At 73.2% G+C, this 25,106-nt stretch carries 31 protein-coding genes; 19 read left to right on the plus strand and 12 right to left on the minus strand.

Annotation, left to right across the window (positions count from 1 at the left end):
* The first annotated feature begins 23 nt into the window (after positions 1-23).
* Positions 24-377: a nuclear transport factor 2 family protein gene (locus ABD352_RS14310; protein WP_344612818.1), complete on the plus strand. Its 354-nt coding sequence runs from the start codon at positions 24-26 to the stop codon at positions 375-377.
* Here ABD352_RS14310 and ABD352_RS14315 read toward each other — a convergent pair.
* Entirely contained in the window at positions 374-1,066 is a 693-nt protein-coding gene (locus tag ABD352_RS14315) for a hypothetical protein (RefSeq protein ID WP_344612819.1), read from the minus strand. The genes ABD352_RS14310 and ABD352_RS14315 overlap by 4 nt on opposite strands.
* A 133-nt stretch (positions 1,067-1,199) precedes the next feature.
* Positions 1,200-2,048, minus strand: coding sequence for an NAD(P)H-binding protein (locus ABD352_RS14320; RefSeq protein ID WP_344612820.1), 849 nt, complete (start codon positions 2,046-2,048; stop codon positions 1,200-1,202).
* A 93-nt stretch (positions 2,049-2,141) separates the two neighbouring features.
* Between ABD352_RS14320 and ABD352_RS14325 the strand changes: the two genes are divergently transcribed.
* Complete coding sequence (locus ABD352_RS14325; RefSeq protein WP_344612821.1) at positions 2,142-2,684, plus strand: TetR/AcrR family transcriptional regulator; 543 nt, start codon at positions 2,142-2,144, stop codon at positions 2,682-2,684.
* A gap of 146 nt (positions 2,685-2,830) precedes the next feature.
* Positions 2,831-3,199, plus strand: coding sequence for a hypothetical protein (locus ABD352_RS14330; RefSeq protein WP_344612822.1), 369 nt, complete (start codon positions 2,831-2,833; stop codon positions 3,197-3,199).
* Positions 3,200-3,228: 29 nt separating this feature from the next.
* Here ABD352_RS14330 and ABD352_RS14335 read toward each other — a convergent pair whose 3' ends face one another.
* Positions 3,229-3,498: a hypothetical protein gene (locus ABD352_RS14335; protein ID WP_344612823.1), complete on the minus strand. Its 270-nt coding sequence runs from the start codon at positions 3,496-3,498 to the stop codon at positions 3,229-3,231.
* A gap of 103 nt (positions 3,499-3,601) precedes the next feature.
* On the opposite strand from ABD352_RS14335, the gene ABD352_RS14340 reads away from it, so the two are divergent.
* Entirely contained in the window at positions 3,602-4,201 is a 600-nt protein-coding gene (locus tag ABD352_RS14340) for a transglutaminase-like domain-containing protein (RefSeq protein ID WP_344612824.1), read from the plus strand.
* Here ABD352_RS14340 and ABD352_RS14345 read toward each other — a convergent pair.
* Entirely contained in the window at positions 4,174-4,629 is a 456-nt protein-coding gene (locus ABD352_RS14345) for a hypothetical protein (protein ID WP_344612825.1), read from the minus strand. The two genes, ABD352_RS14340 and ABD352_RS14345, sit on opposite strands and share 28 nt — an antisense overlap.
* Positions 4,630-4,680: 51 nt before the next feature.
* Between ABD352_RS14345 and ABD352_RS14350 the strand changes: the two genes are divergently transcribed.
* A complete protein-coding gene (locus ABD352_RS14350; protein ID WP_344612826.1) occupies positions 4,681-5,286 on the plus strand; it encodes an MBL fold metallo-hydrolase in 606 nt (201 codons plus the stop codon).
* Here ABD352_RS14350 and ABD352_RS14355 read toward each other — a convergent pair.
* Positions 5,283-5,732, minus strand: a complete 450-nt coding sequence (locus ABD352_RS14355; protein ID WP_344612827.1) for a MarR family winged helix-turn-helix transcriptional regulator — start codon at positions 5,730-5,732, stop codon at positions 5,283-5,285. The two genes, ABD352_RS14350 and ABD352_RS14355, sit on opposite strands and share 4 nt — an antisense overlap.
* Before the next feature lie 48 nt (positions 5,733-5,780).
* Here ABD352_RS14355 and ABD352_RS14360 point away from each other — a divergent pair, with 48 nt between their 5' ends.
* The 3 genes from ABD352_RS14360 (at position 5,781) to ABD352_RS14370 (ending at position 9,622) form a co-directional block, all read left to right on the plus strand.
* Entirely contained in the window at positions 5,781-7,016 is a 1,236-nt protein-coding gene (locus ABD352_RS14360) for an FUSC family protein (protein WP_344612828.1), read from the plus strand.
* A gap of 274 nt (positions 7,017-7,290) precedes the next feature.
* Positions 7,291-8,241, plus strand: a complete 951-nt coding sequence (locus ABD352_RS14365) for a hypothetical protein (protein ID WP_344612829.1) — start codon at positions 7,291-7,293, stop codon at positions 8,239-8,241.
* Between the two features lie 541 nt (positions 8,242-8,782).
* Positions 8,783-9,622, plus strand: a complete 840-nt coding sequence (locus ABD352_RS14370) for a hypothetical protein (RefSeq protein WP_344612830.1) — start codon at positions 8,783-8,785, stop codon at positions 9,620-9,622.
* Positions 9,623-10,068: 446 nt separating this feature from the next.
* Here ABD352_RS14370 and ABD352_RS14375 read toward each other — a convergent pair whose 3' ends face one another.
* Positions 10,069-11,355 carry an RNA polymerase sigma factor gene (locus ABD352_RS14375; protein WP_344612831.1) on the minus strand — a complete coding sequence of 429 codons (1,287 nt, stop codon included), beginning with the start codon at positions 11,353-11,355 and terminating at the stop codon, positions 10,069-10,071.
* Entirely contained in the window at positions 11,355-11,690 is a 336-nt protein-coding gene (locus ABD352_RS14380; RefSeq protein WP_344612832.1) for a YciI family protein, read from the minus strand. Before ABD352_RS14380 ends, ABD352_RS14375 begins: the two co-directional genes overlap by 1 nt.
* Before the next feature lie 188 nt (positions 11,691-11,878).
* Here ABD352_RS14380 and ABD352_RS14385 point away from each other — a divergent pair, with 188 nt between their 5' ends.
* Genes ABD352_RS14385 through ABD352_RS14400 form a run of 4 tightly spaced genes read left to right on the plus strand, consistent with a single transcriptional unit; the run spans position 11,879 to position 15,003 of the window.
* Positions 11,879-13,048 (plus strand): alpha/beta hydrolase family protein, encoded by a 1,170-nt coding sequence (locus ABD352_RS14385; protein WP_344612833.1) that lies wholly within the window; start codon positions 11,879-11,881, stop codon positions 13,046-13,048.
* A gap of 10 nt (positions 13,049-13,058) precedes the next feature.
* Complete coding sequence (locus ABD352_RS14390; protein WP_344612834.1) at positions 13,059-14,201, plus strand: sensor histidine kinase; 1,143 nt, start codon at positions 13,059-13,061, stop codon at positions 14,199-14,201.
* Positions 14,198-14,803, plus strand: a complete 606-nt coding sequence (locus ABD352_RS14395) for a response regulator (RefSeq protein WP_344612835.1) — start codon at positions 14,198-14,200, stop codon at positions 14,801-14,803. Before ABD352_RS14390 ends, ABD352_RS14395 begins: the two co-directional genes overlap by 4 nt.
* A 20-nt stretch (positions 14,804-14,823) precedes the next feature.
* The gene (locus tag ABD352_RS14400; protein ID WP_344612836.1) at positions 14,824-15,003 is read left to right on the plus strand and encodes a hypothetical protein; all 180 of its coding nucleotides are present in this window, start codon (positions 14,824-14,826) and stop codon (positions 15,001-15,003) included.
* A gap of 31 nt (positions 15,004-15,034) precedes the next feature.
* Here the strand turns inward: ABD352_RS14400 and ABD352_RS14405 are convergent, their stop codons facing one another.
* Positions 15,035-15,556, minus strand: a complete 522-nt coding sequence (locus tag ABD352_RS14405) for an orotate phosphoribosyltransferase (RefSeq protein WP_344612837.1) — start codon at positions 15,554-15,556, stop codon at positions 15,035-15,037.
* Between the two features lie 52 nt (positions 15,557-15,608).
* On the opposite strand from ABD352_RS14405, the gene ABD352_RS14410 reads away from it, so the two are divergent.
* A complete protein-coding gene (locus tag ABD352_RS14410; RefSeq protein ID WP_425553546.1) occupies positions 15,609-16,028 on the plus strand; it encodes a PLD nuclease N-terminal domain-containing protein in 420 nt (139 codons plus the stop codon).
* Here ABD352_RS14410 and ABD352_RS14415 read toward each other — a convergent pair.
* Complete coding sequence (locus ABD352_RS14415; RefSeq protein ID WP_344612839.1) at positions 16,025-16,978, minus strand: helix-turn-helix transcriptional regulator; 954 nt, start codon at positions 16,976-16,978, stop codon at positions 16,025-16,027. The two genes, ABD352_RS14410 and ABD352_RS14415, sit on opposite strands and share 4 nt — an antisense overlap.
* Positions 16,979-17,016: 38 nt before the next feature.
* Here ABD352_RS14415 and ABD352_RS14420 point away from each other — a divergent pair, with 38 nt between their 5' ends.
* Positions 17,017-17,448, plus strand: coding sequence for a VOC family protein (locus ABD352_RS14420; RefSeq protein WP_344612840.1), 432 nt, complete (start codon positions 17,017-17,019; stop codon positions 17,446-17,448).
* Here ABD352_RS14420 and ABD352_RS14425 read toward each other — a convergent pair.
* Positions 17,400-18,290, minus strand: a complete 891-nt coding sequence (locus ABD352_RS14425; protein ID WP_344612841.1) for a dihydrodipicolinate synthase family protein — start codon at positions 18,288-18,290, stop codon at positions 17,400-17,402. The genes ABD352_RS14420 and ABD352_RS14425 overlap by 49 nt on opposite strands.
* Positions 18,291-18,360: 70 nt before the next feature.
* Between ABD352_RS14425 and ABD352_RS14430 the strand changes: the two genes are divergently transcribed.
* From ABD352_RS14430 to ABD352_RS14440, 3 genes are read left to right on the plus strand one after another with little or no spacing between them, the layout of a single operon-like run.
* Complete coding sequence (locus ABD352_RS14430) at positions 18,361-19,242, plus strand: LysR family transcriptional regulator (protein ID WP_344612842.1); 882 nt, start codon at positions 18,361-18,363, stop codon at positions 19,240-19,242.
* A 32-nt stretch (positions 19,243-19,274) separates the two neighbouring features.
* Complete coding sequence (locus tag ABD352_RS14435; protein WP_344612843.1) at positions 19,275-20,702, plus strand: DUF1800 domain-containing protein; 1,428 nt, start codon at positions 19,275-19,277, stop codon at positions 20,700-20,702.
* A gap of 12 nt (positions 20,703-20,714) precedes the next feature.
* A complete protein-coding gene (locus tag ABD352_RS14440; protein WP_344612844.1) occupies positions 20,715-21,941 on the plus strand; it encodes a DUF1501 domain-containing protein in 1,227 nt (408 codons plus the stop codon).
* Here the strand turns inward: ABD352_RS14440 and ABD352_RS14445 are convergent.
* Positions 21,919-22,833, minus strand: coding sequence for a phosphotransferase family protein (locus tag ABD352_RS14445; protein WP_344612845.1), 915 nt, complete (start codon positions 22,831-22,833; stop codon positions 21,919-21,921). The two genes, ABD352_RS14440 and ABD352_RS14445, sit on opposite strands and share 23 nt — an antisense overlap.
* A 167-nt stretch (positions 22,834-23,000) precedes the next feature.
* Between ABD352_RS14445 and ABD352_RS14450 the strand changes: the two genes are divergently transcribed.
* Both ABD352_RS14450 and ABD352_RS14455 read left to right on the plus strand, forming a co-directional pair.
* Positions 23,001-23,420 carry a hypothetical protein gene (locus ABD352_RS14450; RefSeq protein WP_344612846.1) on the plus strand — a complete coding sequence of 140 codons (420 nt, stop codon included), beginning with the start codon at positions 23,001-23,003 and terminating at the stop codon, positions 23,418-23,420.
* 78 nt (positions 23,421-23,498) lie between these two features.
* Positions 23,499-24,323 (plus strand): PhzF family phenazine biosynthesis protein, encoded by an 825-nt coding sequence (locus ABD352_RS14455; RefSeq protein WP_344612847.1) that lies wholly within the window; start codon positions 23,499-23,501, stop codon positions 24,321-24,323.
* A gap of 144 nt (positions 24,324-24,467) precedes the next feature.
* Here ABD352_RS14455 and ABD352_RS14460 read toward each other — a convergent pair whose 3' ends face one another.
* Positions 24,468-25,013 (minus strand): chaplin family protein, encoded by a 546-nt coding sequence (locus ABD352_RS14460; protein ID WP_344612848.1) that lies wholly within the window; start codon positions 25,011-25,013, stop codon positions 24,468-24,470.
* Between the last annotated feature and the right edge of the window lie 93 nt (positions 25,014-25,106).

The following is a 25,106-nucleotide window of genomic DNA, read 5'->3' on the forward strand; positions in this document are numbered from 1 at the left end:
CAGCCTACGTGTAGGAATAGCCCATGACGGATCTGGAGGCCGTGACCCGCTGGGTCGAGGGCTACATGCGGGCGTGGAGCAGCAACACCAGCGACGACATCGCGGCCCTGTTCGCCGAGGACGCGGCCTACTACCCGGCGCCCTACGCCGAGCCGTGGCGCGGCCGGGACGCCATCGTCGCGGAGTGGCTGGCCCGCCGGGACGCCCCCGGGCAGACCTCGTTCTCGTGGTTCCCGGTCACGGTGGGCCCGGACCTGAGCGTCATCCAGGGCACGACCACCTATCCGCACGCCACCTACAGCAACCTGTGGCTCATCCGCCTGGACACCGTCGGGCAGTGCCGGGAGTTCACGGAGTGGTGGATGGAGCACGATTAGTACGGCGGCGGGATCACCGGTTCGCGCGGGTTGAGCCGGCGCCAGACGACCACCACGAAGGCGCCCAGCAGCGCCAGCATCACGATCCGCAGCGAGGAGAACATGATCGCCGTGTGGTTGACGGCCAGGGCCTCGGCCACGAACCCGGCCCGGTCCGCCGGGTGCACCTCGTCCCGCGCCGCCTCGATGAAGAGGTAGATCACCAGCGGCACGAGGGTGAGCCGCCAGCCGAGGTACGTCCAGTGCCGCAGCACGTCGCGCCGGTCGTGCCCGAGCCGGTCGGCCACCCGCCCGATGAGCCCGAACCAGACGGCGAACATCAGCAGCGTGACCCACAGCGCCACGGTGACCGCCCCGGCGACCCGGTCGACCAGCGCGAACACGGCCGTGGTGGCGGGCCGGTCGATGGTGTCGGGCTCGGTCGCGTAGGCCCGCAGCACCTCGTCCTCCCGTCGCAGCACGAGCACGTCGACGAGGAGCAGCACCGCGTGCAGCGCCACGACGACGACGAAGAGCCAGGTGTACACCCGAAGCGCCGCAGGCGGCCGGTCCTCGATCTCGTCGAGCTCGTCGATCGGCGCCGGCGGGTCGGCCACCAGCGCCGCCACGAACGCCGCGGAGGGCACCCCGCCGTGCCTGACGCAGAGAAAGGCGCCGCGGGTGTCGTGTCCGGGGGCACCACACGTCACGCAAGGCATCGCCACAAGATCGTGAGCCTAGTCGCCGCGACGCCCTCCCGCCTGCCCCGGACCGGCCGATCCACCCGGCTGTTCGGTCCGGATTCAGCGGCGCTTCACCCTCTCGGGCCATGGGTCAGGGCCTCTACCACGCCCAGCCGTCGACCGCCTCCCGCACCGCCGCGCGGGCGAGGACCGGGTGACGGCCGAGCAGTCGCTCCAGGTCACCCGTGGGAGTCCCGGCCCACCCCGAGCGGATCGCCGCGTAGAGATCGAGCAGCTGGTCGGCGGCGCGCTCCGGGAACCCGGCGCGCAGGCAGCGGGCGCGGTAGGCGGCCTCGGGCTCGGGGCGGTACTCGACCCCGGCCATCGCGGCCAGCTCGTCCCAGCCGACGGTGTCCGGGCCCGTGAGGTCGTAACGCATCTTGTCGTGCTTTGTCGTCAGGATTCGGGCAACCGCCTCGGCCTGGTCCGCGGTCGCCCCGACGGCCAGCGCCGCGTTGCCCGCCGGGGCCGTGAGCACCCCGTCGCGCCGCCCGGCGATCACGTCCCGGGCGAGGGCCGCGGCGAGCCCGTACCCGACCCGGACGATCGTCCAGTCGACCGGCAGTTCCTCGACGAGCCGCTCGGTCCGCGCGAAGTCGAGCGTCGACGGGATGGTGCTGCGCCCGGCGTCGGCCCAGCTGGTGACGACGATGCGCCGGGCACCGGCGGCCACCGCCGCGTCGAGCGCCGAGCGCATGTGCCCGGCCCGGACCTCCGGCGGCGTCCCGTAGTAGGTGGCGTTGACGAAGACGGTCCCGGCCCCTTCGAACGCCTTCGGCAGCGACTCCGGCGCCCCGAAGTCCGCCGTCCTGACCTGCACGCCGGCCGGCGGCTCGGCCTTGCCCGCGTCGCGCACGCTGACGGCGATGTCGCCCGCGGGCACGAGGCGCGCGAGGTGCTCGGCCACGAGCCGCCCGAACGGCCCGTTTGCCCCGGTCACGATAATCATGCGCAGTAGGTCCTTCCGGTAACCGGGGCGTTCACCCCGCTTACTTTCGCACTTTAGCGGGGCGCTCGCCCCGGTTTCAAGGGGTGGTACCGCATGCGCGCCGACGCCGTCCGCAACCGCCAGCGCATCCTGGCCGCGGCCCGCGCCGCGTTCGCCGAGGAGGGCCCGGCCGTGAGCCTGGACGACGTGGCCCGCCGGGCCGGCGTCGGACCGGGCACGGTGCACCGCCACTTCCCGACCAAGGACGCCCTCTTCGCCGCGGTGATCGCCGACCGCCTGCAGGAGCTGACCACCCTGGCCGGCGAGCTGGCCGGCGCACCCGACGCCGGCGAGGCGTTCTACGCGTTCTTCCACCGCCTGGCCGCCGAGGCCGCCCAGAACCTGGCGCTGTCCGCCGCCCTGACCGAGACCACCCGGCTGGGCGAGCCGATCCACGAGGCCGGCGCCGCCCTGGAGTCCGCCATCGCCACGCTGCTGACCCGGGCCCAGTCGGCCGGCGCCGTACGCCCGGACCTGACCACGACGGAGCTGCACGCCGTGATCGCCGGCGCCCTGGTCATGGAGCAGCGCCTGCCCGAGTCCTCGAAGGGCCGGGGCCTGGCCCTGGTCGCCGACGGACTGGCCCACCGTAGGTAATTTCGTCAACTCGTCGCGTTATTGCGCGACCCTGATGCCGAAGCTACGATCGTCGCACCAGATTTACCGCGGACGATCCCTGTCGATCACAGGGTCGACCACCCGGGCCCGGTCATTCTCGTTCCGAGCGCACGAATGGTTGACCCATGAAGCTTCGCGCCATCGCCGCGACCGCCATCGCCACCGCCGCCCTTCTGCCCGTGGTGTCGCCCGCCCAGCCGGCCGCCGCCGGCCCGGCCGACTCCTGCTACGGCTTCAACTACTCGTACTCGATCGACAGCACCGCGATCCGGGTGACCGCGACCAACGCCTGCCCCGGCTCGGCCGTCGCCTACCTGGTCCTCGAGCGCTACAACGGCGCGTCCGGCTACCCGTGGGCCTTCGTCGCGTCGAGCAACGGCTCCCTGACCTACTTCTGCAACGGCGCCACGCCCACGACGTACCACGTCGGCCCGATCTTCACCCCGGGCACGAGCGGCTACACCTGGTACCAGTTCACCGCCAACTGCGGCTGACCCCCACCTCACAGAGCCGCCCCGCGCGTTCAGCGGGGCGGCTCCGGGTACTCGCCGAGCGCGTACCGCAGCCGGTGGTTGAGGCCGTTGATCGCCCGCCGCAGGTCCCCGGCGTCTCCTCCGGGCGCCAGCAGCCCGGCCCGCTCGAACCTCCCCCGGATCCGCCCCGCGAGGCGCTCGGGGACCGCCCCGTCGACCATGAGCTGACCCTCGAGCACCGCGAGCAGCCCGATGAGCGCCGCCAGGTCCCGAGCATGGCAGCTGCGCGGCGCCGGCGACTGCGATGCGTCCGCCCCCACACCGGTCACGTTAGCCCGCCGACCGGGGAAAATGGTGGGCATGGTGCCCCTCCCGCTCGAGCTGCCCGCCCGCGGCTGAGGCGGCCCGGCGTAGGCTTCCGGCATGCCGGCCGACCCGTACCTCGCCGCCGACGACGTCGTGCAGTCCGACCATCCCGCGGTGCGCGCGGCGGCGGCCCGGCTTCGGGCGGAGCGGCCGGGCGACGCCGGGTTCGCCCGGGCGGCGTACGAGTTCGTGCGCGACGAGGTGCACCACTCCTTCGACGTCGACGACCCGCGGGTCACCGTGACCGCCGCCGAGGTGCTCGAGCACCGGGTCGGGCTCTGCTACGCCAAGTCGCACCTGCTGGCCGCCCTGCTGCGGGCCGAGGGGGTGCCGGCCGGGCTGTGCTACCAGCGGCTCGCGACCGATGACGGGGGCTTCGTGCTGCACGGGCTGGTCGCCGTACACCTCGAAGGAAGATGGCACCGGCAGGACCCTCGCGGCAACAAGCCGGGCGTCGACGCGCAGTTCTCGCTCGACGGCCCGCGGCTCGCGTTCGCCGTCGATCCGGCGGCCGGGGAGCGCGACTACGAGCCCGTGCACGCCGCCCCCGACCCGGGCGTGCTGGCCGTGCTGCGGGCCACGGACGACGTGCTGACCCTGCGCGAGGCGGGCCTGCCGGCCGAGCCCGTTCAGTCGGTCAGCCGGACCCGCAGGTAGCCCAGGTCCAGCTCGCCCCGCCGGAGCCGCTCCAGGTCGGTGCGCGGCGGGTCGACCGGCACGACGAGCGCGTGCCGGGTCGCCTCGGCCCGCGGGTCCTTGCGCCGCTTCGCCGCGGGGGCGGCCGGCCGGGTCCAGTGCGGCTCCGGGCGCCCGGCCCCGAGCCGCTGCCGCACGTCCGACCACCGGGCCGCCGGGAAGCGCAGGCCCTCGTCGGCCAGCACCAGGTCGAAGGGGATGCCGCGCCCGTCGCGCAGCGGGAAGGCGACCAGCGTGCGGTCGCCGACCAGCTCGGCCAGGGCCAGCATGCGCAGGGCGGTGCGCCGGCCGGTCAGCAGCTCGCGGTCCTGGGTCAGCACGGCGGCGGGAGTGAACGCGGGGCGAAACACGCGGTACCCGTACGCCCCCACCTGCACGTCGTCGCGCAACGTGCGACGTTGCCGGGCGCCGGGCCACGGGACCGCATAGGGTTGGTGCCCATGGTGAGCATCGAGCGGCTGGTCACGTCGGGCACGTTCTCGCTCGACGGCGAGACCTTTGACGTCGACAACAACGTCTGGATCGTCGGCGACGAGCAGGAGGCGCTGGTCATCGACGCCGCCCACGACGCCGAGGCGATCCTGGACGCGCTCGGTCAGCGCCGTGCCGTCGCCATCGTGTGCACCCATGGTCACGACGACCACATCGACGCCGCGCCCGACGTCGCGCTGCGCACCGGCGCACCGATCCTGCTGCACCCGGACGATCTGCCGCTGTGGCACATGAAGCACCCCGCTCTCGAACCGAATACGCACCTTACCGACAATCAATCGATCGCGGTGGCCGGCGTGGAACTGCGGGTGCTCCACACCCCCGGGCACAGCCCCGGCGCGGTCTGCCTGTACGCCCCGCAGCTCGGCGTCCTGTTCTCCGGCGACACGCTCTTCGAGGGCGGCCCGGGCGCCACCGGCCGATCGTTCTCGGACAAGCCGACGATCCTCGCCTCGATCCGCGAGCGCCTGATGACCCTGCCGCCGGACACCGTCGTGCACACCGGCCACGGCCCGGACACCACCATCGGCGCCGAGGCCGGGAACATCAGCTAGTCGGCATCGGCGAGGCGGTCCAGGATCGCGGCCGCGTGCAGCACGGCGTCGCGTTCGGCCGGGGTGAGCTCGGCCCGCAGCGCGCCCGCCAGCCACTCGTCGCGCACGCGCATGTCCGCGGCCAGCGTGACCCGCCCCGCCTCGCTGATCGAAAACACCCGCTGCCGCTTGTCGGCGACGTTGGCGAGCCGCTCGATGAGCCCGTCGGCCTCGAGCTCGGCCAGCACGCGCGTCACCGACTGCGGCTGCAGCCGGTCGGCCGCGGCCAGCGCCCCGGCCGCCATCGGCCCCTTGCGGGCCAGGTGCCCGAGCAGGCTGATCTTCGTCAGGCTGAGCCCGTCGGCGTCCCGCTGCAGCTGCAGCCGCCGCGAGAGCCGCTGGATGGCGCGCCGCACCGCGCGGGCGGCGGAGAGATCCGGGTCGGGTTCCAAGCGGGTGCGCCTCACAAAAGCCGATGCTTGACGCTCACGGTAACGCGCTGCGATATTCAGCAGGTGCGTAATATCTGGGCAGCGGTGGCCGGCTTCGCCCCGGTGCTCGCCACCGTGGCCACGCTGGCCCCCATCGCCGGCGCCGCGCACACCGGCATCGGCATCGTCGTGCTCGGCGCCGCCGTGAGCCTGATGTCGGCCCGATCCGCGCACGCCCGCAGTCCGTGGCGCCTCCTCCTGGTCCCCGTCGGCGCCGTCGTGATCGCCACCTTCGCCGTGCTGTTCCACACCGCGCACGCGTTCGGCGACGCCTTCTTCGTCGTCACGGTCGCCGCCGCCACCGCCGCCCGCGCGCTCGGGCCGGCCGCCGGCCGCTTCGGCCGCGCCCTGATCCTGCCCCTGATCGGCATGCTCATCGCCCCGATCAACCCCGGCCCGCATCCGCTGCGCACCCTGGCGTGGGCCACGCTGGCGGTCTTCGTCGCCGAGGTATACGGCCTGCTCCGCGTGCAGCCGGCCGAGGAGGAGCTGCCGAGCACGGCCGCTCCCCGCATCCACGCCTGGCGCGCCGCGCAGTCGGCCCTGGCCCTGACGCTGGCGTTCACCATCGGCCAGACCGTGTTCGGCGAGCACTGGGCCTGGACCGTGATCAGCGCGTACACGGTCGGCGCGGCGGCCCGTTCCCGCGGCGACGCGCTGCTGAAGGGCGCCCACCGAACCCTCGGCGCGCTGGGCGGCACGGCGGTGGCCACGTGCCTGACCCTGCTCATCGGCGACCACCGGCAGGTGGCCGTCGCGCTGCTGCTGGCCATCCTCGCCGCCGCCTTTTCCCTGCGCCAGTACGGCTACGCCTGGTGGGCCGCCGGCGTGACCGCGGCTCTTGCCCTGCTGTACTCGCTGCTCGGCGTGTCCGGCACCGAGGCGCTGCCGCTGCTGGGTACCCGGTTGCTCGCGGTGTTCGTGGGCGCACTGTGCGCGATCCTGCCCGCCACGCTGCTCGCCCCCATCCGCACGGGCGCCGTGCTGCACAAGCGGACCGCGGAGACCCTGCGCTCGGCCCGCGACGGCGACTACGCCCTGGCCGTGCGCCAGGTGGGCGCCCTGCGCGAGGCCGCCCAGCCGCTGCTGGCCATCCGCCGCTTCCGCGAGCGCCGCGAGCTGGCCTGGGTCGACGCCCTCACCGGCGCCCTGCCCGACCTGCGCGCGCTGTCCGCGGATCCGGCGGACACGGTGGCCCTGGGCCGCGTCCGCACGACCCTCAAAGCCGTCGGCACCGACCTGAAAGCGGCCGTTTCATAGTTTTGCTCTGGTCAGTGCAACCAGGGACCATAGCAAGTCGGGTTGTGCGCACGCAGCCGACGGCCGTCTGTCTGCTTTGCGTAGCTAGGACCGGTTACCGAAGCCCGCATCGACTGTTCAGCCCGTTGACCGCTTGGACGGGCAGGGCGAATCCCGGAGTGCGTATCTGTGGACCAACGAACCGCGGTTGAGAGGCCATACGATCGCGGGGCGCGTTGCGACAGATGTTCGCACAACTCTGCGCTACGGTGATTCGCCGAGAGGAAGGTGGGCAGTGACCGAGACGGAGATCCGTCGGATTCGTTTCCTGGACCTGTTGTACGACTTTGAAAGGAGCAACCCGGGACAGGTTCCCGGCATCGTTGCGCTGCTGGGGGAGTTGTACAGCTCACAGGACGACGGCGTCTGGCGGGGAATTCTTCGCATGCTGGATCGCCAAGGGCTGATCAAATTCATCGAGACGAACGGCCTAAAGGCATCCGGAGCCACGATCACAGGTAGTGGAAGTGAGGCGGTCGAAGCCAGGCGAGAGCGCCGACTTGACCCGGTGGGCCGGAACGCTGCCGCCCGCAACGCCATCGTCAGGTGGCTTTACTCGCAGCCTGGATACGAGGCCGATGACCTCGGCCCGATGATGGTCGATCCCATTAGCTTGTACGAGGCGGTACCGCTCTCACTCGACGATCTTGAAGCCGCACTGATCTACCTGAAGAGAAAAGGGTTGATCGACGGTGTGACGTACGCGGAGCGGGAGTGGGTGGCTCAACCCGTCCTTACGGACAAGGGTGTCGACTGCGCAGAGCACTTTAAGGGATCGGTGGCTGACTACGTGCGTCACAACGAAGGACGCGGCGCCAGCACGCACAACATCAGCATCCACGGCAACGTGTCGGGCAACTTGGCCTGGGCAAGCGAGGCGGTCACGCAGACCGCAACAACGACCACGGAGGGCCTGGCAGGCGACGAGTTGGCAGCGCTAGTGAAGGCCCTGAAGGAAGCTTCATCGGTCTTCCAACTGGACGAGACCGACCAGGCAAATCTCGCGCGGGACCTCGATGTCGTGGAAGGCGAACTAGTCCGCGACCAGCCGAACGCTGACGTCGTGAAAACCTTCATGCAGCGCGCGCTGGAGACCGTCGAGAAGGCCGTTGGGAGCACGCTCTCCGTTGTGATGACGGCGTACGCCAAGCATCTGCTACAGCAGGCCGGCATACCGATCGACTGATCGGCCCGCAGGAGCGACTTTTGTTGCTCCTGGCTGGCTGCCGTAGGACCGAATTTGGCGCGGCTTGCGGCCCGCATGGCGTACGGCCCCGGCGCGCCAGCGCCGGGGCCGCTTTCCTCGCGGAGCTGCTTGCCGCGCCCCTGATTGCGTCCGCGTCACCCACCAGGAGAGCGGAGTCTCCCCGTATGCCGTCGGCCACCATTGCCCCAAGCGGGGCGGCGCTGGGCGGGCCAGGCTCGCCGTAGGCGACCGCGAAGCGGCTTGGCCTGGCGCGCCCGGTGCCGGTCTGCTCGGCTCGGACAGCTGGCGGCATCCGGGGAGCCTAGCGACCTCCCCGGAGCCAGAGGTCCCGCCGGAGGCAAAGAGCGTAACTACACGCGGAGAACAAGGCCGCGGGAGCAACGGTCTGTAGCCCGGTGGACGTCGCGGTAGCTCAAATAGATCTAGCCGGCCATCACGGCTGTCGCGTGAAGCAAAACTGTCGTACCCCTGGGATAGGCTCGGTCGGTTCGACCCTAAGTCTTCTCTGCGGAGGCATGTCGTGGATGCTCCAGATTGGCCGCCACCTGCGGAAACCAAGCCGGATACCCGTACCTACAGCGAACTTCTAGAGGACCCTAGGCTGACTGAAGAGGCTGCTCTTGGTATGAGAGCTGACGCGGCACTCGGCCACACAGCGGCACTTCTCTTGCAACGAGGGAAGCGGGATCTTGTGGCGTTGCTGGTCGATGCGGAAGGCCCGATTGTCGAGTGGGACCCGGAGTGCCAGGAGTATGACCTTTGGCTTGAGGTGCCTGCCGATCAGCGCATGAGATTTACCGACGAAGTCATGGAGGAGATCAGGAATGCTCTCAAGGAGGTAGACACACGGTTTCGCTATGGGCTGGCGTGGCTCGGGGTGCGCGAGATCCTGCCACCAGTGGGGCCTGGCTGGCGGGGGCAAGTTCGCAGCCAACTAACCGGAAAGCGGCCAACCAACCACGCCCGCAAAGTCCGCAGTGGACCGCCCGTATACGTCAGGGACTTCCTCTCGTTCACGAACGAGGGCGAACTTGCGGTGTACGACGCACTGAAGGGGATCCAGGAAAACGAGCTGCCGCGGGAGAATACGATCGGAATCTACCCTCTTGCTGGAGGCCGCATCCCTGATCACACTTGGGAGCCGGACTTTCTGATCACGTATGGCGGCAGGGCAGGCGTTCTGGAGGTCGACGGGCCGCATCACAACTCACGCCGAGCGATGGACGCAACCCGGGATCACCTGCTCCGGGACGCAGGGGTTGGCTTCGTTGATCGTATTCCGGTGGAAGCGTTGACCAATCCGAGCGAGCTCGTGGCAGTCCTCCGGCGTTTCGTTCGCCGGCTCAGCCAGGTTAAGTAGGCGGCAATGTCGACCCGGCCCACCAGCCATCGCGGCGGACGCTGCCAGATGGCTGGTTAAGCGCTCGAATGCGCCGCGCAGAGTGCGGCGCACTTGATCGGTTTTGGCAGAACCTGCGCCGGTGTGTGGGCTGGAGCGTGCAGTACGTGCCGGTCGACGTGCGCAGGACCGCGCGGACCCAGGCGCGCAGGTCGTAGCGGTGTGTGCCGGTGTGCCGCTCGATTGGGGCCACCCGCCGACCCCCGCCCCCTCCGGGGGGTCCGCCGTGCTCCGGGTGCAACGGATGCAGTGACCGACCAATCCCGGGATCGACTACGCGCCCACGGGGCAGACCGTTGCCGAGATGCCGGACCTGCCCTCGACGCGGCACCGACTCCTACGCGCCCTGGCGGCCCTGGGGGCCTCCCTGCCAGCGCCGCCGTGCCAAGACCCACAAGGCCGGTGCTTCAGCCGCCGGGCGGGGCGACTTCGGCGGCGCGGTCGAGCAGCGCGACCCGCTCGGCCTCGCTGTGGGTCAGCTCCGCCGCCCGGCGGAACAGCGCCGCGGCCCGCACCGGGTCGCCCGCCCGCCCCGTGAGGTCGGCCTCGGCGGCGAGCGCGTGCGGGTAGTCCTCGAGCGCGCCCCCGGCCCGGGCCTCGGCGATCAGCCCGAGCCCGGCCTCGGGCCCGAACGCGAACCCGTGCGCCACCGCCCGATTCAGCGCGATCACCGGCGTCGGCTGCAACCGCCACAGCTCGTCGTAACACCGCGCGATCCCCGGCCAGTCCGTCTCCCCGGCCGACGGCGCCGTGGCGTGCCCCGCCGCGATGCGGGCCTGCAGCGTGTACGGCCCGTTGCGCCCCCCGAGCCCCGCGACGATCGACACCCCCTCCGCGATCGCCTCCCGATCCCACCGCGACCGGTCCTGCCGGTCGAGCGTGAGCAGCCGCCCCTCCTCGTCCCGCCGGGTGTCCCGCCGCGAGTGCTGGAACAGGAACAGCGCCAGCAGGCCGGAGACCTCCGACAGATCCGACTCGTCCGGCGCGACCCGCGGCAGCAGCGCCACCAGCAGCCGGGCCAGCCGGATCGCCTCGTCGGCGAAGGCGGCCGACCCGTCCGCGTTGTACCCGCTGGTGAACAGCAGGTACAACACCCCGAGCACCCCCGGCAGCCGCTCCGCCAGCGCCGGCCCCTCCGGCACCCGGTACGGGATCCCGGCCTGCGCGATCTTCGTCTTGGCCCGCGTCAGCCGCCGGGTCATCGTCCCCTCGCCGACGAGGAACGCCCGCGCGATGTCGGCGGTCGGCACCCCGCAGATCGTCCGCAGCGTCAGCGCCACCCGGGCCTCCAGCGGAAGCGCCGGATGGCAGCAGGTGAACACGAGCCGGAGCCGATCGTCGCCGAATCCTCCGGTCCCGATCCGCTCCGGCTCCCCCCGTTCCAGCACCGCCAGCTCCCGCAGCTTGACCCGCTCGACGCTGGCCCGCCGCAGCACGTCGATGGCCCGGTTGCGGGCCGCCGTCATGAGCCACGCGGCCGGCTTGTCCGGCACCCCGCCGACCGGCCACCGCTGCAGCGCCGCCGCGAGCGCCTCCTGCGCGCAGTCCTCCGCCAGGTCCCAGTCCCCGGTGATGCGGATGAGCGCCCCCACGATCTGCGGATACGCCTCCCTCGCCGCCGTGGCCGCCGCCACCGCGACCGGTGTGCGGGCACCGGACACCCCCGCGGCGGAGGTGCCCGGCCGCCCGCCCATCACTGCTCGAGGTCCACGAGCGGCCGGATCTCGATGCGCCCGCCGTGCGACATCGGGTGGGCCCGGGCCACGGCGATGGCCTCGTCCAGGTCGGCGCACTCGAGCAGGTCGAAGCCGACGATGACCTCCTTGGTCTCGGCGAACGGCCCGTCGGTGACAAGCAGCTCGCCGCTGCGCACCCGGACGGTCGTCGCCGCCTCCGGCGGGGCCAGCACCGAGCCGAGGATCCGCCGGCCGGCGGCGTCATTCTCGGCCACCCACTGCTCGATGTCGGGAGCGTTCTCCTTGTCGGTGTCGGGCTCCGAGTCGGTGCAGACGAACATCATGTACTTCATCGCGCTCTCCTCTACTGGCCGTTCTCAACCCTAATGACGAACGCCCCACCCGCGACCGGACCAACCGGATCCAAAAACTTTGTGTAGTCGTGAGATGACAAACGTCATCGTCCGGCCGGGACGGCGGCACACGAACCGGTGCGCGGCGGCACTGCAGCGGCGCCCGCGCGGGCCGAAGACTCTCAGGCATGAGACGACGCACGCTCCTCGCGGCGGTTCCGGCGGCCGCGGTCTCGGTCGCGGCCACGCCCTCGCTCGCGGCCGCCGCGCCCGCCCCGACCCGCCTGACGCTGCCCGCGCCGACCGGGCCGGAGGCCATCGGTACCGCATCCATGCACCTGATCGACCCCTCGCGGCCCGACCCGTGGGTGCCGGGCCGGCGGACCCGCGAGCTGATGGTCCAGGTCTGGTACCCCGCGTGCGACGTGCGCGGCCGGGTCAGGGCGCCCTGGGTGTCGCCGGCCCTCGCGGCCGCGCTCGCCCCGCCCGGGTCCACCTACACGCTGCCGGTCACCCACGCGTACCTCGGGGCGCCAGCGGCGGCCGGTCGTCGGCCGGTCGTCGTCTACTCCCCCGGGCTCGGCGTGGAGCGCACGGCGGGCACCGCGGTCGTCGAGGAGCTGGCCAGCCACGGGTACGTCGTCGTCACCATCGACCACACCCACGACTCGTCGCTGGTCGAGTTCCCCGGCGGGCGGACCGAGGCGCGGGCCGTCCCCGAGCCGACCGACCCGGACGGCGCCGAGCCGATCATCGCCGAGGCGCTGCGCACCCGGGTCGCCGACACCCGGTTCGTGCTGGACCGGCTGCTGTTCCTCGCCCACGGGCGCAACCCCGACGCCGAGCGGGCGCCGCTGCCGGCGGGGCTGCCGGGCGCGCTCGACCTCGCCCGGGTCGGGATGTTCGGGCACTCCCTCGGCGGGGCGACCGCGGCCGAGATGATGTACGAGGACCGGCGGGTGCGCGCCGGGGCCAACCTGGACGGCACCGAGTCGGGCGCGGTGCTCGACGGCGGGCTGGACCGGCCGTTCCTGCTCTTCGGCGCGGGCGACGCGGACGGGCCGGACGACGACCCGACCTGGGCCCGGCTGTGGTCGCGCCTGCGCGGGCCCCGCCTGCGGCTGCAGCTGCTGCGCGCCGGGCACCTGTCCTTCACCGACTACCAGGCGCTGTTCCCGCAGGCGGGCGTGCCGGCCGAGCAGCTGGAGCCCAGCTTCGGCACCATCGACCCGCGCCGCTCGGTCGCGGCGCAGCGGGCGTACCTGCTGGCGTACTTCGACCGGTACCTGCGCGGGCGCCCGTCCCGCCTGCTCGAGCGGCCCTCGCCCCGGTACCCCGAGATTCGTTTCGTGGCCTAGCGTGAGCCGGATGACGAAGGCCGAGCGCTTCGAGCGGTACGTCCGGCTCTCGTTCTACGTGAACATCGCGCTCGCCCCGGCGATGACGTTCGGGCTCACCCGGTCAGACGTCGGCGACGCCGAGGCGGGCCTGGTCGCGGGGCTCAACCTGGCCCAGACGGCGGTCTGCCTGCTCCTGGCCCGGGCCGGCGTCGGGCACTACCTCGGCGAGCGGCCGCTTCCCCGCCGTCTCATCGCCGTCAGTACGGCAATGACGCTGGCCGGCACCGCGATCGCCACGGTCGCGGGCCGGGTCAGCTCGCTCGGCGGCGACGGCCGGCTGGGCACCGCCCTCGCCATGGTGCTGTCCATGGCGTACATCGCGGCGCTGTCCACGGCCGTCCGCCCGCGCACCGCCGTCCCGGCCGCCGCGGCCTGCTGCGTGGCCGCGGGCGTGCTCGGCGGCGGCCCGCTCGCCGCGCTGACGCTGGCCGTGCTGCTGGGCGCGGTACTGCTGGCCTATCGCGTCACGCTGTGGATGCTGAAGGTCGTCCGCGAGCTGGACCGGGCCCGGCACGTGGAGGCCGCGCTGGCCGTCGCCGAGGAGCGGCTGCGCTTCGCCCGCGACCTGCACGACGTCGTCGGCCGGACGCTGTCGGTGGTCGCGCTGAAGGCCGAGCTGGCCGCCCAGCTGGCCAAGCGCGGCCGCGGCGAGGCGGTGGACGAGATGCTGGAGGTGCGCCGCGTCGCCCAGGACTCCCTCGCCGACCTGCGCGCGGTCGTCGGCGGCTACCGCAGCGCCGACCTGCCCGAGGAGCTCTCCGGCGCCCGCGCCCTGCTGGCCTCGGCGGGCATCGCCTGCCGCGTCACCGGCGACGGGGCCGCCCTGCCGGCGCAGGTCCAGGGCGTGCTGGGCTGGGTGGTCCGCGAGGCCACCACGAACCTGCTGCGCCACAGCGAGGCCCGCACCTGTACCGTCGCCCTGGACCCCTCCCCGGCCGCGGTCCGCCTGACCATGACCAACGACGGCGTCCCGCCTGCCGACCCCGCGATCCGCCCCGGCAGCGGCCTGACCGGCCTGTCCGAGCGTCTCGCCGCCGTGGGAGGCACGCTGAGCACCGAACGCGTGCCGCCGGACGGGTTCCGTCTGGCGGTGGAGGTACCGCTGGAATGATCCGGATCCTGCTGGCCGACGACGAACACCTGATCCGCGGGGCGCTCGCCGCCCTCCTGGCCCTCGAGGACGACCTCGAGGTGATCGCCCAGGCCGCCACGGGCGCCGAGGCGCTGCGCCTGGCCCGCGCCCTGCGCCCCGACGTCGCCGTGCTGGACCTCCAGCTGCCCGAGCTCGACGGCGTCGCGGTCGCCACCGCGCTGCACGACGAGCTCCCGTCCTGCCACACCATGATCGTGACCAGCCACGGCCTGCCGGGCCACCTGAAGCGCGCCCTGACCGGCGGCGTGCGCGGCTTCCTGCCCAAGACCGTCTCCGCCGAGACCCTGGCCACGGTCGTGCGCACCGTCCACGCCGGCGGCCGCTACGTCGACCCGCAGCTCGCCGCCGAGGCCATCAGCGCCGGCGACAGCCCCCTGACCCCGCGCGAGGCCGACGTCCTGCGCCACGCCGCCGACGGCGCCCCGGCCGACGAGATCGCCCGGCGCAGCGCCCTCTCCCCGGGTACGGTGCGCAACTACCTGTCCTCCGCCGCCACCAAACTCTCCGCCGCCAACCGCCACGAGGCCGCCCGCATCGCCCGCTCCAGAGGCTGGATCTGACCACGGCCGAGGATGGGATCATGGCCGCCGTGGAGGAAGTGGCCGCGTTGCGGGAGCACGGGAGGCTCGTGCCGCCCGTGGACGGGGACGTGCTGGTGACCCCGCTGCCCGCCCGGACCCGGATGACCGCCCGCGGCCCGGACCTGCACGTCTTCGCCGGCGAGACGTGGTACCGCCGCGCTCTCGACGACCTGCCGTGAGCGGCCGTGCGCTCCTTCGGAGTGGCCGGCTCTAGAGCGCCGCGAAGGAGGAGCGGGTCAGCAGGGCGCTCAGGGTGATGGACTCGGCGGCGAGGGCCTCGCGGCCGCCCTCCTCGCGGTCGATGACGCACAGGGCGTCGGTGATGTCGGCGCCCAGGGCGCGCAGGTCGGCGGCCGACAGCACGAGCTGGCCGCCGGAGGTGACCACGTCCTCGACCAGCAGGACGCGGCGGCCCGACACGGCCGCGCCCTCGGCCAGGCGGCGGGTCCCGTAGGGCTTGGCGGCCTTGCGGACGAAGGCGCAGGGCAGGCCGGCGTGGCGGGCCAGGGCGACGACCACCGCGATGCCGCCCATCTCCAGGCCCGCCAGGACCTCCGTGTCCGGCGGGACCAGGGCGGCCATCCCGGCGGCGACCTCGTCCAGCAGGCGTGGGTCGGCCTCGAACTGGTACTTGTCGAAGTACTCCGTCGCGGTCCGGCCCGAGCGCAGGACGAACTCGCCGGTCAGGTGGCAGGCGGCGTGAATCCGGGCAGGCAGGTCGATGTCGGGCATCGAAGAACCATGGTAGAGGACGGGGCGGACAGACCAAGCCGAGTCCGGCATGATGTCCGGCGTGATTCGCCTCTACGGACTGCTCTTCCTCATCGACCTGGTGATGCTCCTGGTCGCGCTGATCGACTGCCTGTCGACGGACGAGCACCTCGTGCGCAACCTGCCCAAGGTCGCCTGGGTGTTCATCATCCTGCTGTTCTCGCCGGTCGGGTGGATCGCCTGGTTCGTGGCCGGGCGGCCGCAGCAGGCGGCGCGGGCCGGGGCGGGGAGCCAGTGGCGGCCCGGCAGCGGCTTCCCCGAGGACCAGCGGCCGAGCCGGCGGTCGATAGCGCCGGACGACGACCCGGCGTTCCTGCGCGAGCTGGCCCGCAACCGCAAGGCGGACGAGGAGATGTTCTCCAAGTGGGAGGCCGACCTGCGCCGCCGCGAGGAGGAGCTGCGCCAGCGCGAGGACAAGCCGAAAGAGGACTAGGACACCAGCCCGTCCAGGTGGCGGGCCAGCCGGGCGATCGCGTCGCGCAGCTCCGGCGGGCCCAGCACCTGGGCGGGCAGGCGCAGCCTCGCCGCGTGCACGGCGATCCAGTCGAGGTCGTCGCCGCCGATGACGAGCAGGCACGAGCCGTCGCCCAGGTCCTCGAGGCGGGCCACCTGCGGGGGCATCAGGGCCTGGACCTGCTCGATCGGCGCCATGACCCGGAGACGGCCCACGTACCGGTACGGCGCCTCCGTCACCGAGCGCTGCACGTAGCCGACCGGGTCCGGGTGTTCCCGCGGGCGGAAGCGCCACGTGGTGGCGGCCACCTCGCGCATCCGGTCGAGCCGGAACGTGCGCCAGTCGTCCCGGTCGACGTCCCAAGCCATGAGGTACCACCGGCGCCCGGTCGTCACCATGCGCACCGGCTCGACCGTGCGCTCCCGCTCCTGCCCGCCGCGGCCCGCGTAGCGAAACCGCACCCGCACGGCGTCGCGGCAGGCCCGGGCCAGGGTCACCAGCAGCTCCGGGTCGACCTGCACGCCCGGGCCGACCAGGGTCTCGGTGGCCCCGTGCACGGCCCGCACCTCGGCCCGCAGCCGCGGCGGCATCACCTGGTCGAGCTTCGCGAGGGCCCGCAGCGCCGCCTCGCCCGCGCCGGCGACCGTGCCGGCCGAGGCCAGCCGCAGGGAGACCGCGGTCGCGATCGCCTCCTCGTCGTCGAGCAGCAGCGGCGGGAGGCGGGTGCCGGCGCCCAGCTGGTAGCCGCCGCCGACCCCGGCCGTGGCGTGCACCGGGTAGCCCAGCGCCCGCAGGCGCTCGACGTCGCGGCGCACCGAGCGGTCGGTGACCCGCAGCTCGGCGGCGAGCTCGGCCGCGGTCCAGGCGGGGCGGCGCGGCAGCAGCGCGAGCAGGCGGAGCACCCGCTCGGTGGTCGTCTCCCGGATCACGGACCGATTCTGTCCGCAATCCGGGTAAGACTGCGAGCATGACCATCCAGATCACGTTCGACTGCGCCGACCCGGCCTCGCTCGCCGCCTTCTGGGCCGACGCCCTCGGGTACAAGGTCCAGGACCCGCCGCCGGGCTTCGACTCGTGGGAGCAGGCGCTGACCGCGATGGGGATCCCGCCGGAGCGGCACAACGCCGCCTCCGCGGTGGTCGACCCCAAGGGCGAGGGGCCGCGGCTGTTCTTCCAGCGGGTGCCGGAGCCCAAGACCGTCAAGAACCGCGTGCACGTCGACGTGCGGGCCGCGCCCGGGCTGGCCGGGGACGAGCGGATGGCCGCGCTGGAGGCCGAGTGCGCGCGGCTGGTGGCCCGCGGCGCCGCCCGCCTGGCCCGGCACGAGCCCGAGCCGCCGCTGGGGGGCGGTCACATCGTGATGGCCGACCCCGAGGGCAACGAGTTCTGCCTCGACTGAGCCAGCGCCAGCGAGTCCGGACCGGCCGGGAGCAGTGGCAGGCGTACGCCGGGGGTCGCGATCCGGCCCTCGGCGTGCAGCACCGCCTTGATCACCGCGGGGTTCGGCTCGGCGAAGAGCGCCGCGGACAGCGCGGCCAGGCCGGCGCCGAGGCGGCGGGCGGTCGCGACGTCGCCGTCCCGCCACGCCGCGCGCAGGGCGACGAACGCCTCCGTGGCCACGTGCGCCGAGGCCAGGATGCCGCCCTGCGCGCCCAGGGCGAGCAGCGGGGAGATCACCGCGTCGTCCCCGCCGAGCACGGCGAAGCCCGGCGGCGCGGCGGCCAGCAGGGCGACCGTGTCGCCGGTGACCGGCCCGTCGGCGAGCTTCATGCCGGCCACGTTCGGGATCGCGGCCAGTTCCAGTAGGGCGTCCAGGGACATGGCCTGGCCGGTGCGGTACGGCACGTGATAGGCCACGACCGGCACCGGCGAGGCGGCCGCGACCGCCCGGAAGTGGGCCAGCACGCCGGCCTCCCCCGGCCGCGTGTACGGCGGCACGACCACCATCGCCACCACCCCCGCGGGCAGCGCGCCCACCTCGGCGACGGTGGCCGCGGTCGAGCTCCCGCCCACGCCGACCAGCAACGGCGCCGCGCGGAGCCGGCACGCGGCGGCGGCCTCGGCCACCACCAGCGCCCGCTCGGCGGCGCTCAGCGTCGCCGGCTCCCCCGTCGTCCCCAGCGCCACCAGCCCCGCCGCCCCGGCGTCGAGCACGGACTCGGCCAGCCCGCGCAGCGCGACGGCATCCACGTCGCCGGACGCGTCGAAGGGCGTCACGAGCGGTACGAAAATTCCATCCATGCCACCAGCGTGCCGAGCAACGACCGTAAGCAAAAGCGAAAACTTCCACCGGGAAGCGTAAGCTCATCTGATGCTCGACGTCCGGCGCCTGCGCCTGCTGCGCGACCTGGCCCAGCACGGCACGATCGCCGCGGTCGCGGCCGCGCACACCTACACCCCGTCGGCGGTGTCGCAGCAGCTCGCCGCCCTGGAGCGGGAGGCCGGCGTGGCCCTGCTGGCCCGCACCGGCCGCACGGTGGCCCTCACCCCGGCCGGGCGCACCCTGGTGGCCCACGCCGAAGAGGTCCTCGCCGCGCTCGAGCGGGCCGGGTCCGCCCTCGCCGCCGCCCGCACAGGGCTGTCCGGCCCGCTGCGCATCGGCGCGTTCCCGACCGCGATGCGCACCCTGCTGCCGCCGGCCCTGGTCCGGCTGGCCGCCGCGCACCCCGCGCTGGAGCTGAGCGTGCACGAGCTGGACCCCGCGGTGGTACCGCAGATGCTGCGCGACGCCGCCCTGGACGTGGCCCTGGTGCACGACTACGACCTCGTCCCCATCGAGCCGGACCCGGCGCTGCGGACCGCGCCCCTGCGCGACGAGACGATCTTCATCGCCGCGCCCGGCCGCCGCGACCTGGCCGGATGCCGCGACGAGCCGTGGATCCTGGCCAGCCCGGGCACCCTGTGCCACACGATGACGGTCCGGGCGTGCGAGGCCGCCGGCTACACCCCGCGGGTGCGCCACCACGCCGACGACTTCGTCACCGTGCTCACGTTCGTCGCCGCCGGCCAGGGGGTGGCGCTCGTGCCGGAGCTGGCGGCGGTCGACGTGCCGGCGGGCGTGGTGCTCACCCCGCTGCCCACCCGGCGGCGCACGCGCCTGGCCTTCCGGGCCGGCGCGGAGCGGCACCCGGCCGTTGAGGCGTTCGCGGAGGCCCTCGGGAGCGCGGCGGGTGCGGAGGAGGTGCCGGGGTAAGGACCGGGCGCCGCGGGCCGAACCAGAAGCCCGTGACCGCCTTCACCCCCGCCGACCCGCTGCTGCACCTGCTGCGCCGGGCCACCTACGGACCGGCCCCGGACGCCGAGGCCGAGCTGCGCAAGCTGGGCGCCGGGCCGTGGCTCGAGCGGCAGCTCAACCCAGGGTCGATCGACGACGCGGCGTGCGATGCGGCGCTCATGCCGTACAACCTCGGCGGGCTCGACATCGCGGGAGTGCGCGCCGCCGTGACCGCCGGCTCGCTGAAGTTCGGGGCGTGGGACGCCATGCAGCAGCTCGGCTCGGCCGCCGTGGCCCGGGCCGCGTGGAGCAAGCGGCAGCTGTTCGAGCTGATGGTGGACTTCTGGTCCAACCACCTCAACGTGTGCTGCCCGTTCGGCGAGGTGTGGGACAGCCGCGGCGCCTACGACGCCATGATCCGCCAGAACGCGCTGGGGCGCTTCGCCGACCTGCTCAAGGGCGCGATGACCGCCCCGGCGATGCTGTCCTACCTGGACAACCGCACGTCGACCAAGGCCAGGCCGAACGAGAACTACGCCCGCGAGCTCATGGAGCTGCACACGGTCGGCCTGGTCTACACCGAGGCCGACGTGAAGGACGCCGCCCGCCTGCTGACCGGGCTCACCGTCGAGGCCAAGACGGGGCTGTACAAGTACGACCCCAACCAGCACGCGACCGGGGCGGTCACCATCCTCGGCTGGCGCCACGACAACGCCACCGCCGGCGGGGGCGAGGCGGCCGCGATGGCGTTCGCCGACATGCTCGCCATGCACCCGGCGACCGCGGAGCGCATCGCCCGCAAGCTCTGCGTGCGCTTCGTCTGCGACGACCCGCCGGCCGCCCTCGTGTCGAGGCTTTCCCAGGTGTACCTCGAGCAGAAGTCGGCCGTCGCGCCCGTCCTGCGCGCCCTGTTCACCTCGGCCGAGTTCGCCGCGTCGACCGGTGCGAAGCTGCGCACGCCGATGGAGGACCTCGCCGCCACCGTGCGCGTCCTCGGCATCCAGCCGACGGCCGACGCCGCCCAGGTCCGCGGCCTCTACAACTACCTGTACGACATGGGCCACGCGCCGATGCGCTGGACGCCGCCGAACGGCTACCCGGATGTGGCGGCCGCCTGGAACGCCCCGTCCGGGCTGCTCGTCCGCTGGAACGCGCACCTCAACCTGGCCGCCGGCTGGTACCCGAAGGCGCTGGCCCGCCCGGCCTCGACGCTGCGGTATCTGGTGCCGGCGGTGCCGTCGACCCACGGCGCCTTCGTCGACGCGCTCGCGCAGCGGCTGGTCGGGCAGAAGCTGCAGGCGGCGCACACCGCGGCGCTGTGCTCATTCGTCGGCAAGACCCCGACGAGCGCGTTGAAGGCGACCGACCCGGCGCTGAACGGCCGCCTGCCGCACCTGATCGCGCTGATCCTCGACTCGCCGTACTTCCTCTACCGGTAAGGACTCGACCTGATGCTCGCTGACTGCTGCGTCTCCCGCCGCGGGGCGCTCACCATCGGCGCCGGGGCCGCGCTCACCGGCCTCCTCGGCGAGGGCCTGTCCACCCGGCTCGCCTTCGCCGGCACCCCGTACGCCGGGGACACCCTCGTCGTGCTGTCGCTGCGCGGCGGCTTCGACGGGCTCTCGGCCATCGTGCCGATCGGCGACCCCGACTACTACAAGGCCCGCCCGGCCATCGGCGTGCCGAAGGCCAGCGTCATCGCCGGCGACGGCATGTTCGGCCTGCACCCGGCGTTCGCACCGCTGCAGGCCCGGTGGAGCGCCGGCACGTTCGGCGCGGTGCACGCGGTCGGGCAGCCGAACCCGTCGCGCTCGCATTTCCAGGCGATGGAGGAGATGGAGCGGGCCGCGGCCGGGACCTCGGTGCGCACCGGCTGGCTGGACCGGATGCTCGGGGTGGCCGGCGCCTCCTACCCGATGGCCGGCGTGGCCATGGGCACCAGCGCGCCCGCCCGGCTCCTCTCCGGCCCGGTGCCGAGCGTGAGCATGCGGGCCGTCGACACCTTCCGGCTCAGCGGCCAGGACGCGAAGACCCCGATGATGGGCACCCTGACAAAGCTCTTCGACGGCGCCCCCGACCTGCTGGCCCAGCCGACCCGGGCGGTCGCGCAGACCATCGGCACGGTCGGCGCGCTGCCCGCCTACACCCCGGCCGCGACCTACCCGGCCACCGCCCTCGGCTCGGCCCTGAAGGACGTGGCCCGGCTGGTGAAGGCCAACGTCGGGCTCATGGCGGCGGCCGTGGACTTCGGCGACTGGGACATGCACGAGGCGCTCGGCACGCCGGTCAAGGGCCAGAAGATGTACGACCACCTGACCGACCTGGCCGTCGCGCTGGAGGCGTTCGCGGCCGACCTCGGCGACGCCTTCGGCCGGGTCACGCTGGTGACCCTGAGCGAGTTCGGCCGGCGGGTGGCGGAGAACGGTTCCCGCGGCGTGGACCACGGCAACGGCAACGCGATGCTGCTGCTGGGCGGCGGCGTGCGGGGCGGCAGGGTCCACGGCGCCTGGCCCGGCCTGGCCCCGGCCGCCCTGACCGCCGGCGACCTGGCCTCGACGACCGACTACCGGACCGTCATCGGCGAGATCCTGCAGCGCCGCTGCGGGCTCGGCGCGCTCGCCGACGTGTTCCCCAACGCCGCCTCCGCCGCGCCGCTCAACGTCGTGGCCGCGCGCTGAGCCGGTCCCGCAGCCACGGCAGCATGACGTCGGCCTGGTCCTGCTGGAACTTGCGCACGGTGGGTAGCCCTGGCGGCGCCGGGCGGCGGGCCCGGTCGGTGAACATGCCGGCCAGCCCGGCCACGCAGCCGGTGAGGTCGTCCGGGTCGGCGTCGATGACGTCGTCGGAGAGCTCCCCGCCGTAGAGCCGGACGTTGAGCACCAGGGTCAGCGTGTCGAACCAGGCCGGCCCGGCGCAGCCGAAGGGCCAGTCGATCACGGCCACCGTGCCGTCGGGCCGCACCAGCAGGTTGTCGGCCCGCACGTCGCCGTGCACCAGGCGGTCGCCGGCCAGCGCGGCCAGGCCCCGGTCGGACAGCTCGGCGAGCAGGCCGAGGTTGGCGGCCGCCCACGGGTCCAGCGTCTGCGGCCGGTCGGCGGCGAGGTTGCGCCAGCCGGCGAAGTCCGCGGCGGCCTCGTCCTGCAGCCGCGGCAGCCCGTCGACCGGCACGGCCAGGCGTCGCAGCGCCTCCAGGGTCACCGCGACCTCGTCCTCCCGCCACGGCGTGTGCGGGTGGTGGCCCTCGACGTCCTCGTAGACCAGCGCCACCCAGTCGCCGTCGTCGTGCACGCCGAGCAGGCGGGGCACCGGCAGCCCGCCGGGCAGGCGGCCCATGACCCCCGCCTCGGCCCGGTGCATGCCCGGGGAATCCGGGTTGAGCGGCGTCCCGACGGCCTTGACGAAGGCCCGGCGGCCGGCCGTGGTGACCACCCGGTCGGCCGTGCCCGGGGAGAAGCCGCCCGCCTGCGACGAGGCCGCAGCGACCGGGGCGCCGAGGATGCCCTCGATCCCGTCGCGGACGCTTTGCGGGAGATTATCCCATTCGATCCGTACGCCGGATGCTTGCACCATCGGCCGATTGTCCGCGTCCGGCGATCGGCGCGTCCAGGCAATATGGGCAACCCCCGATCCTTGCCGGTCGGGTGTGACGCGTGGCACGTTCGGGGGATTCCCCGGGCCCCTACAGACCGTAACGTCGTATGCGTCGCAGACTGAAGACAACCGAGGGGGAACACTCCATGAGCGACATCGACGCCGGCTACGACGGCGGCCACGAGGACGTGGATTACGGCCACTACCAGGCCGGCGAGCAGCACGACGCCCTCGACCAGCTGCACCAGGCCCACGGCTCCGAGGCGGACTACAACAACCAGCACGCCGTCTACGAGAACGACCACCACGCCGACACCGCGACCAACTACGAGCACGGCACCCACGTCGAGTTCGACCAGGCGCCGGCGGTGCACTACGAGGCCGACGACCAGACCAGCTACAGCCACACCGGCTCGGAGGACGACCACGTCTTCGCGGCCGAGGGCAGCGAGCACGCCCACCAGGCCTCGTTCGGCGAGCTCGACGCGCTCGAGCAGCGCTTCGACGCCGCCTTCGCCGAGGGCACCGAGTTCCACGGCGGGCAGCCGGGCGTCGCCTCCAGCTGACTTCTGGAGAGGCCGGCCGGGCCACTCGCGCGTGATTGGACCGCGTCGCGAGGGTCCGGCCAGCCTATCTTCGCAGGCATGGAGATCCTGCGGTACAGCGCGTTCACCGACGATCCGTCCGGCGGCAACCCTGCCGGGGTCGTGCTGGACGCCACCGGCCTCGACGCCGTCGCCATGCAGCGCATCGCGGCCGAGGTCGGCTACTCCGAGACCGCGTTCCTGGCCCCGCTGGGCGGGCGCACGGCGACGGTGCGCTACTTCAGCCCGGCGGCCGAGGTGCCGTTCTGCGGGCACGCCACGATCGCGACCGCGGTGGCCTACGCGGAGCGCTTCGGCGACGGCCCGATCCAGCTGATCGCCCAGGTCGGCGAGATCGCGGTCGAGGCCGGCGGCGGGCGCGCCACCCTGCGCAGCGTCGCCCCGCGGACCGCCGAGCTTCCCGCCGGGGTGCGCGAGCGGCTGCTGGCGGCGCTGCGGTACTCCCCCGGCGACCTGGACCCGGCGCTGCCGCTGCGGGCCGCCTTCGCCGGCAACTGGCACCCGATCGTGGCCGTCGGCTCGCGGGAGCGCCTGGCCGAGCTGGACTACGACGAGCCGGCGCTGCGGGCGCTCATGATCGAACAGGACTGGACGACGGTCGACCTGGTCTGGCGGGAGCGCGAGACGGTCTTCCACGCCCGCAACCCGTTCCCGACCGGCGGCGTCTACGAGGATGCGGCCACGGGGGCGGCCGCGGCGGCGCTCGGCGGCTACCTGCGCGAGCTCGGCCTGGTCCCGGTGCCGGCCACGCTGACCGTGCACCAGGGCTTCGACATGGGCCGCCCGAGCCTGTTGACCGTCGGCCTGGACGCCGACCCCGCCGCCGGGGTCCGGGTGAGCGGCGCGGCCGTCCACATCGGATAGTCCCCCGGGCGGTTCCCGCCGGACGGTTCTCGCCGGACGGCACTGAGCGTTGGCCGATGCTGTCCACGCGGAGAGGGCTGAGTTCTCCTCGCGGCATCGGCCAACGCTCAAAAGGCCGTCGGGCAGGCGGTGCCCCGGCAATGATCAGCAGCTGGAGGCGAAGCCGATCAGCGCGACCGAGTTGCACGAGACGTTGATCGGCGCCTGGTACGTGAAGGACGACTGGTTGCCGTTGCCGACGCCGACGTTGAAGCCGGAGTTCCAGTCGCCGCCGTTGTTGTACGCGACCGCGCCGCCGTTGGGGCCGTTGTAGTTGTCGTCGTCAACCGCGTTGACGTTGGCGCCCTTGTTCTTCTTGTGCTTCTTCTTGTGGTGCACCCCGTTGCTCGAGCCGTAGCCGTTGCTGCTGCCGTGGCCGTTGGAGTACCCGGCGCCGCTGCCGCTGCCGCCGCCACCGTTGATGGCGACCGCACCGCCGTTGCAGTTGGCGCTGGCGAAGCCGATGATCGCCAGCGAGTTGCCGCAGATGTTCACCGGCGTCTGGATCGTGGTGGAGCTCTGGTTGCCGTTGAACAAACCGACGTTGGGCCCGCTGCTCCAGCTGTCGGCGTGGGCGGCGGTCCCGGTGAGCGCGAGGCCACCCATTGCCAGCGCCGCGATCTGCACCGACCGGATGAGCCAGCGTTTCATGATGACGACCTTTCGACGAGTGATCGACGGGGAACGTCCGTCGCGCCCTCCACCTAACCCGAAATGCGAGCCTCGGACGGATATTTCACGAAA

Source organism: Dactylosporangium salmoneum (genome assembly GCF_039532525.1).
Taxonomy (GTDB): Bacteria; Actinomycetota; Actinomycetes; order Mycobacteriales; family Micromonosporaceae; genus Dactylosporangium; species Dactylosporangium salmoneum.

Excerpts from the sequence above, each read along its gene's own strand:
- ABD352_RS14445 (WP_344612845.1), bottom strand. The coding sequence starts at position 22,833 with ATGGTGCAAGCATCCGGCGTACGGATCGAATGGGATAATCTCCCGCAA.
- ABD352_RS14405 (WP_344612837.1), bottom strand. The coding sequence starts at position 15,556 with ATGCCCGACATCGACCTGCCTGCCCGGATTCACGCCGCCTGCCACCTG.
- ABD352_RS14310 (WP_344612818.1), top strand. The coding sequence starts at position 24 with ATGACGGATCTGGAGGCCGTGACCCGCTGGGTCGAGGGCTACATGCGG.
- ABD352_RS14395 (WP_344612835.1), top strand. The coding sequence starts at position 14,198 with ATGATCCGGATCCTGCTGGCCGACGACGAACACCTGATCCGCGGGGCG.
- ABD352_RS14390 (WP_344612834.1), top strand. The coding sequence starts at position 13,059 with ATGACGAAGGCCGAGCGCTTCGAGCGGTACGTCCGGCTCTCGTTCTAC.
- ABD352_RS14380 (WP_344612832.1), bottom strand. The coding sequence starts at position 11,690 with ATGAAGTACATGATGTTCGTCTGCACCGACTCGGAGCCCGACACCGAC.
- ABD352_RS14320 (WP_344612820.1), bottom strand. The coding sequence starts at position 2,048 with ATGATTATCGTGACCGGGGCAAACGGGCCGTTCGGGCGGCTCGTGGCC.
- ABD352_RS14325 (WP_344612821.1), top strand. The coding sequence starts at position 2,142 with ATGCGCGCCGACGCCGTCCGCAACCGCCAGCGCATCCTGGCCGCGGCC.
- ABD352_RS14420 (WP_344612840.1), top strand. The coding sequence starts at position 17,017 with ATGACCATCCAGATCACGTTCGACTGCGCCGACCCGGCCTCGCTCGCC.
- ABD352_RS14340 (WP_344612824.1), top strand. The coding sequence starts at position 3,602 with ATGCCGGCCGACCCGTACCTCGCCGCCGACGACGTCGTGCAGTCCGAC.
- ABD352_RS14460 (WP_344612848.1), bottom strand. The coding sequence starts at position 25,013 with ATGAAACGCTGGCTCATCCGGTCGGTGCAGATCGCGGCGCTGGCAATG.
- ABD352_RS14455 (WP_344612847.1), top strand. The coding sequence starts at position 23,499 with ATGGAGATCCTGCGGTACAGCGCGTTCACCGACGATCCGTCCGGCGGC.
- ABD352_RS14450 (WP_344612846.1), top strand. The coding sequence starts at position 23,001 with ATGAGCGACATCGACGCCGGCTACGACGGCGGCCACGAGGACGTGGAT.
- ABD352_RS14400 (WP_344612836.1), top strand. The coding sequence starts at position 14,824 with ATGGCCGCCGTGGAGGAAGTGGCCGCGTTGCGGGAGCACGGGAGGCTC.
- ABD352_RS14425 (WP_344612841.1), bottom strand. The coding sequence starts at position 18,290 with ATGGATGGAATTTTCGTACCGCTCGTGACGCCCTTCGACGCGTCCGGC.
- ABD352_RS14385 (WP_344612833.1), top strand. The coding sequence starts at position 11,879 with ATGAGACGACGCACGCTCCTCGCGGCGGTTCCGGCGGCCGCGGTCTCG.
- ABD352_RS14350 (WP_344612826.1), top strand. The coding sequence starts at position 4,681 with ATGGTGAGCATCGAGCGGCTGGTCACGTCGGGCACGTTCTCGCTCGAC.
- ABD352_RS14375 (WP_344612831.1), bottom strand. The coding sequence starts at position 11,355 with ATGGGCGGGCGGCCGGGCACCTCCGCCGCGGGGGTGTCCGGTGCCCGC.
- ABD352_RS14330 (WP_344612822.1), top strand. The coding sequence starts at position 2,831 with ATGAAGCTTCGCGCCATCGCCGCGACCGCCATCGCCACCGCCGCCCTT.
- ABD352_RS14430 (WP_344612842.1), top strand. The coding sequence starts at position 18,361 with ATGCTCGACGTCCGGCGCCTGCGCCTGCTGCGCGACCTGGCCCAGCAC.
- ABD352_RS14440 (WP_344612844.1), top strand. The coding sequence starts at position 20,715 with ATGCTCGCTGACTGCTGCGTCTCCCGCCGCGGGGCGCTCACCATCGGC.
- ABD352_RS14410 (WP_425553546.1), top strand. The coding sequence starts at position 15,609 with ATGTCCGGCGTGATTCGCCTCTACGGACTGCTCTTCCTCATCGACCTG.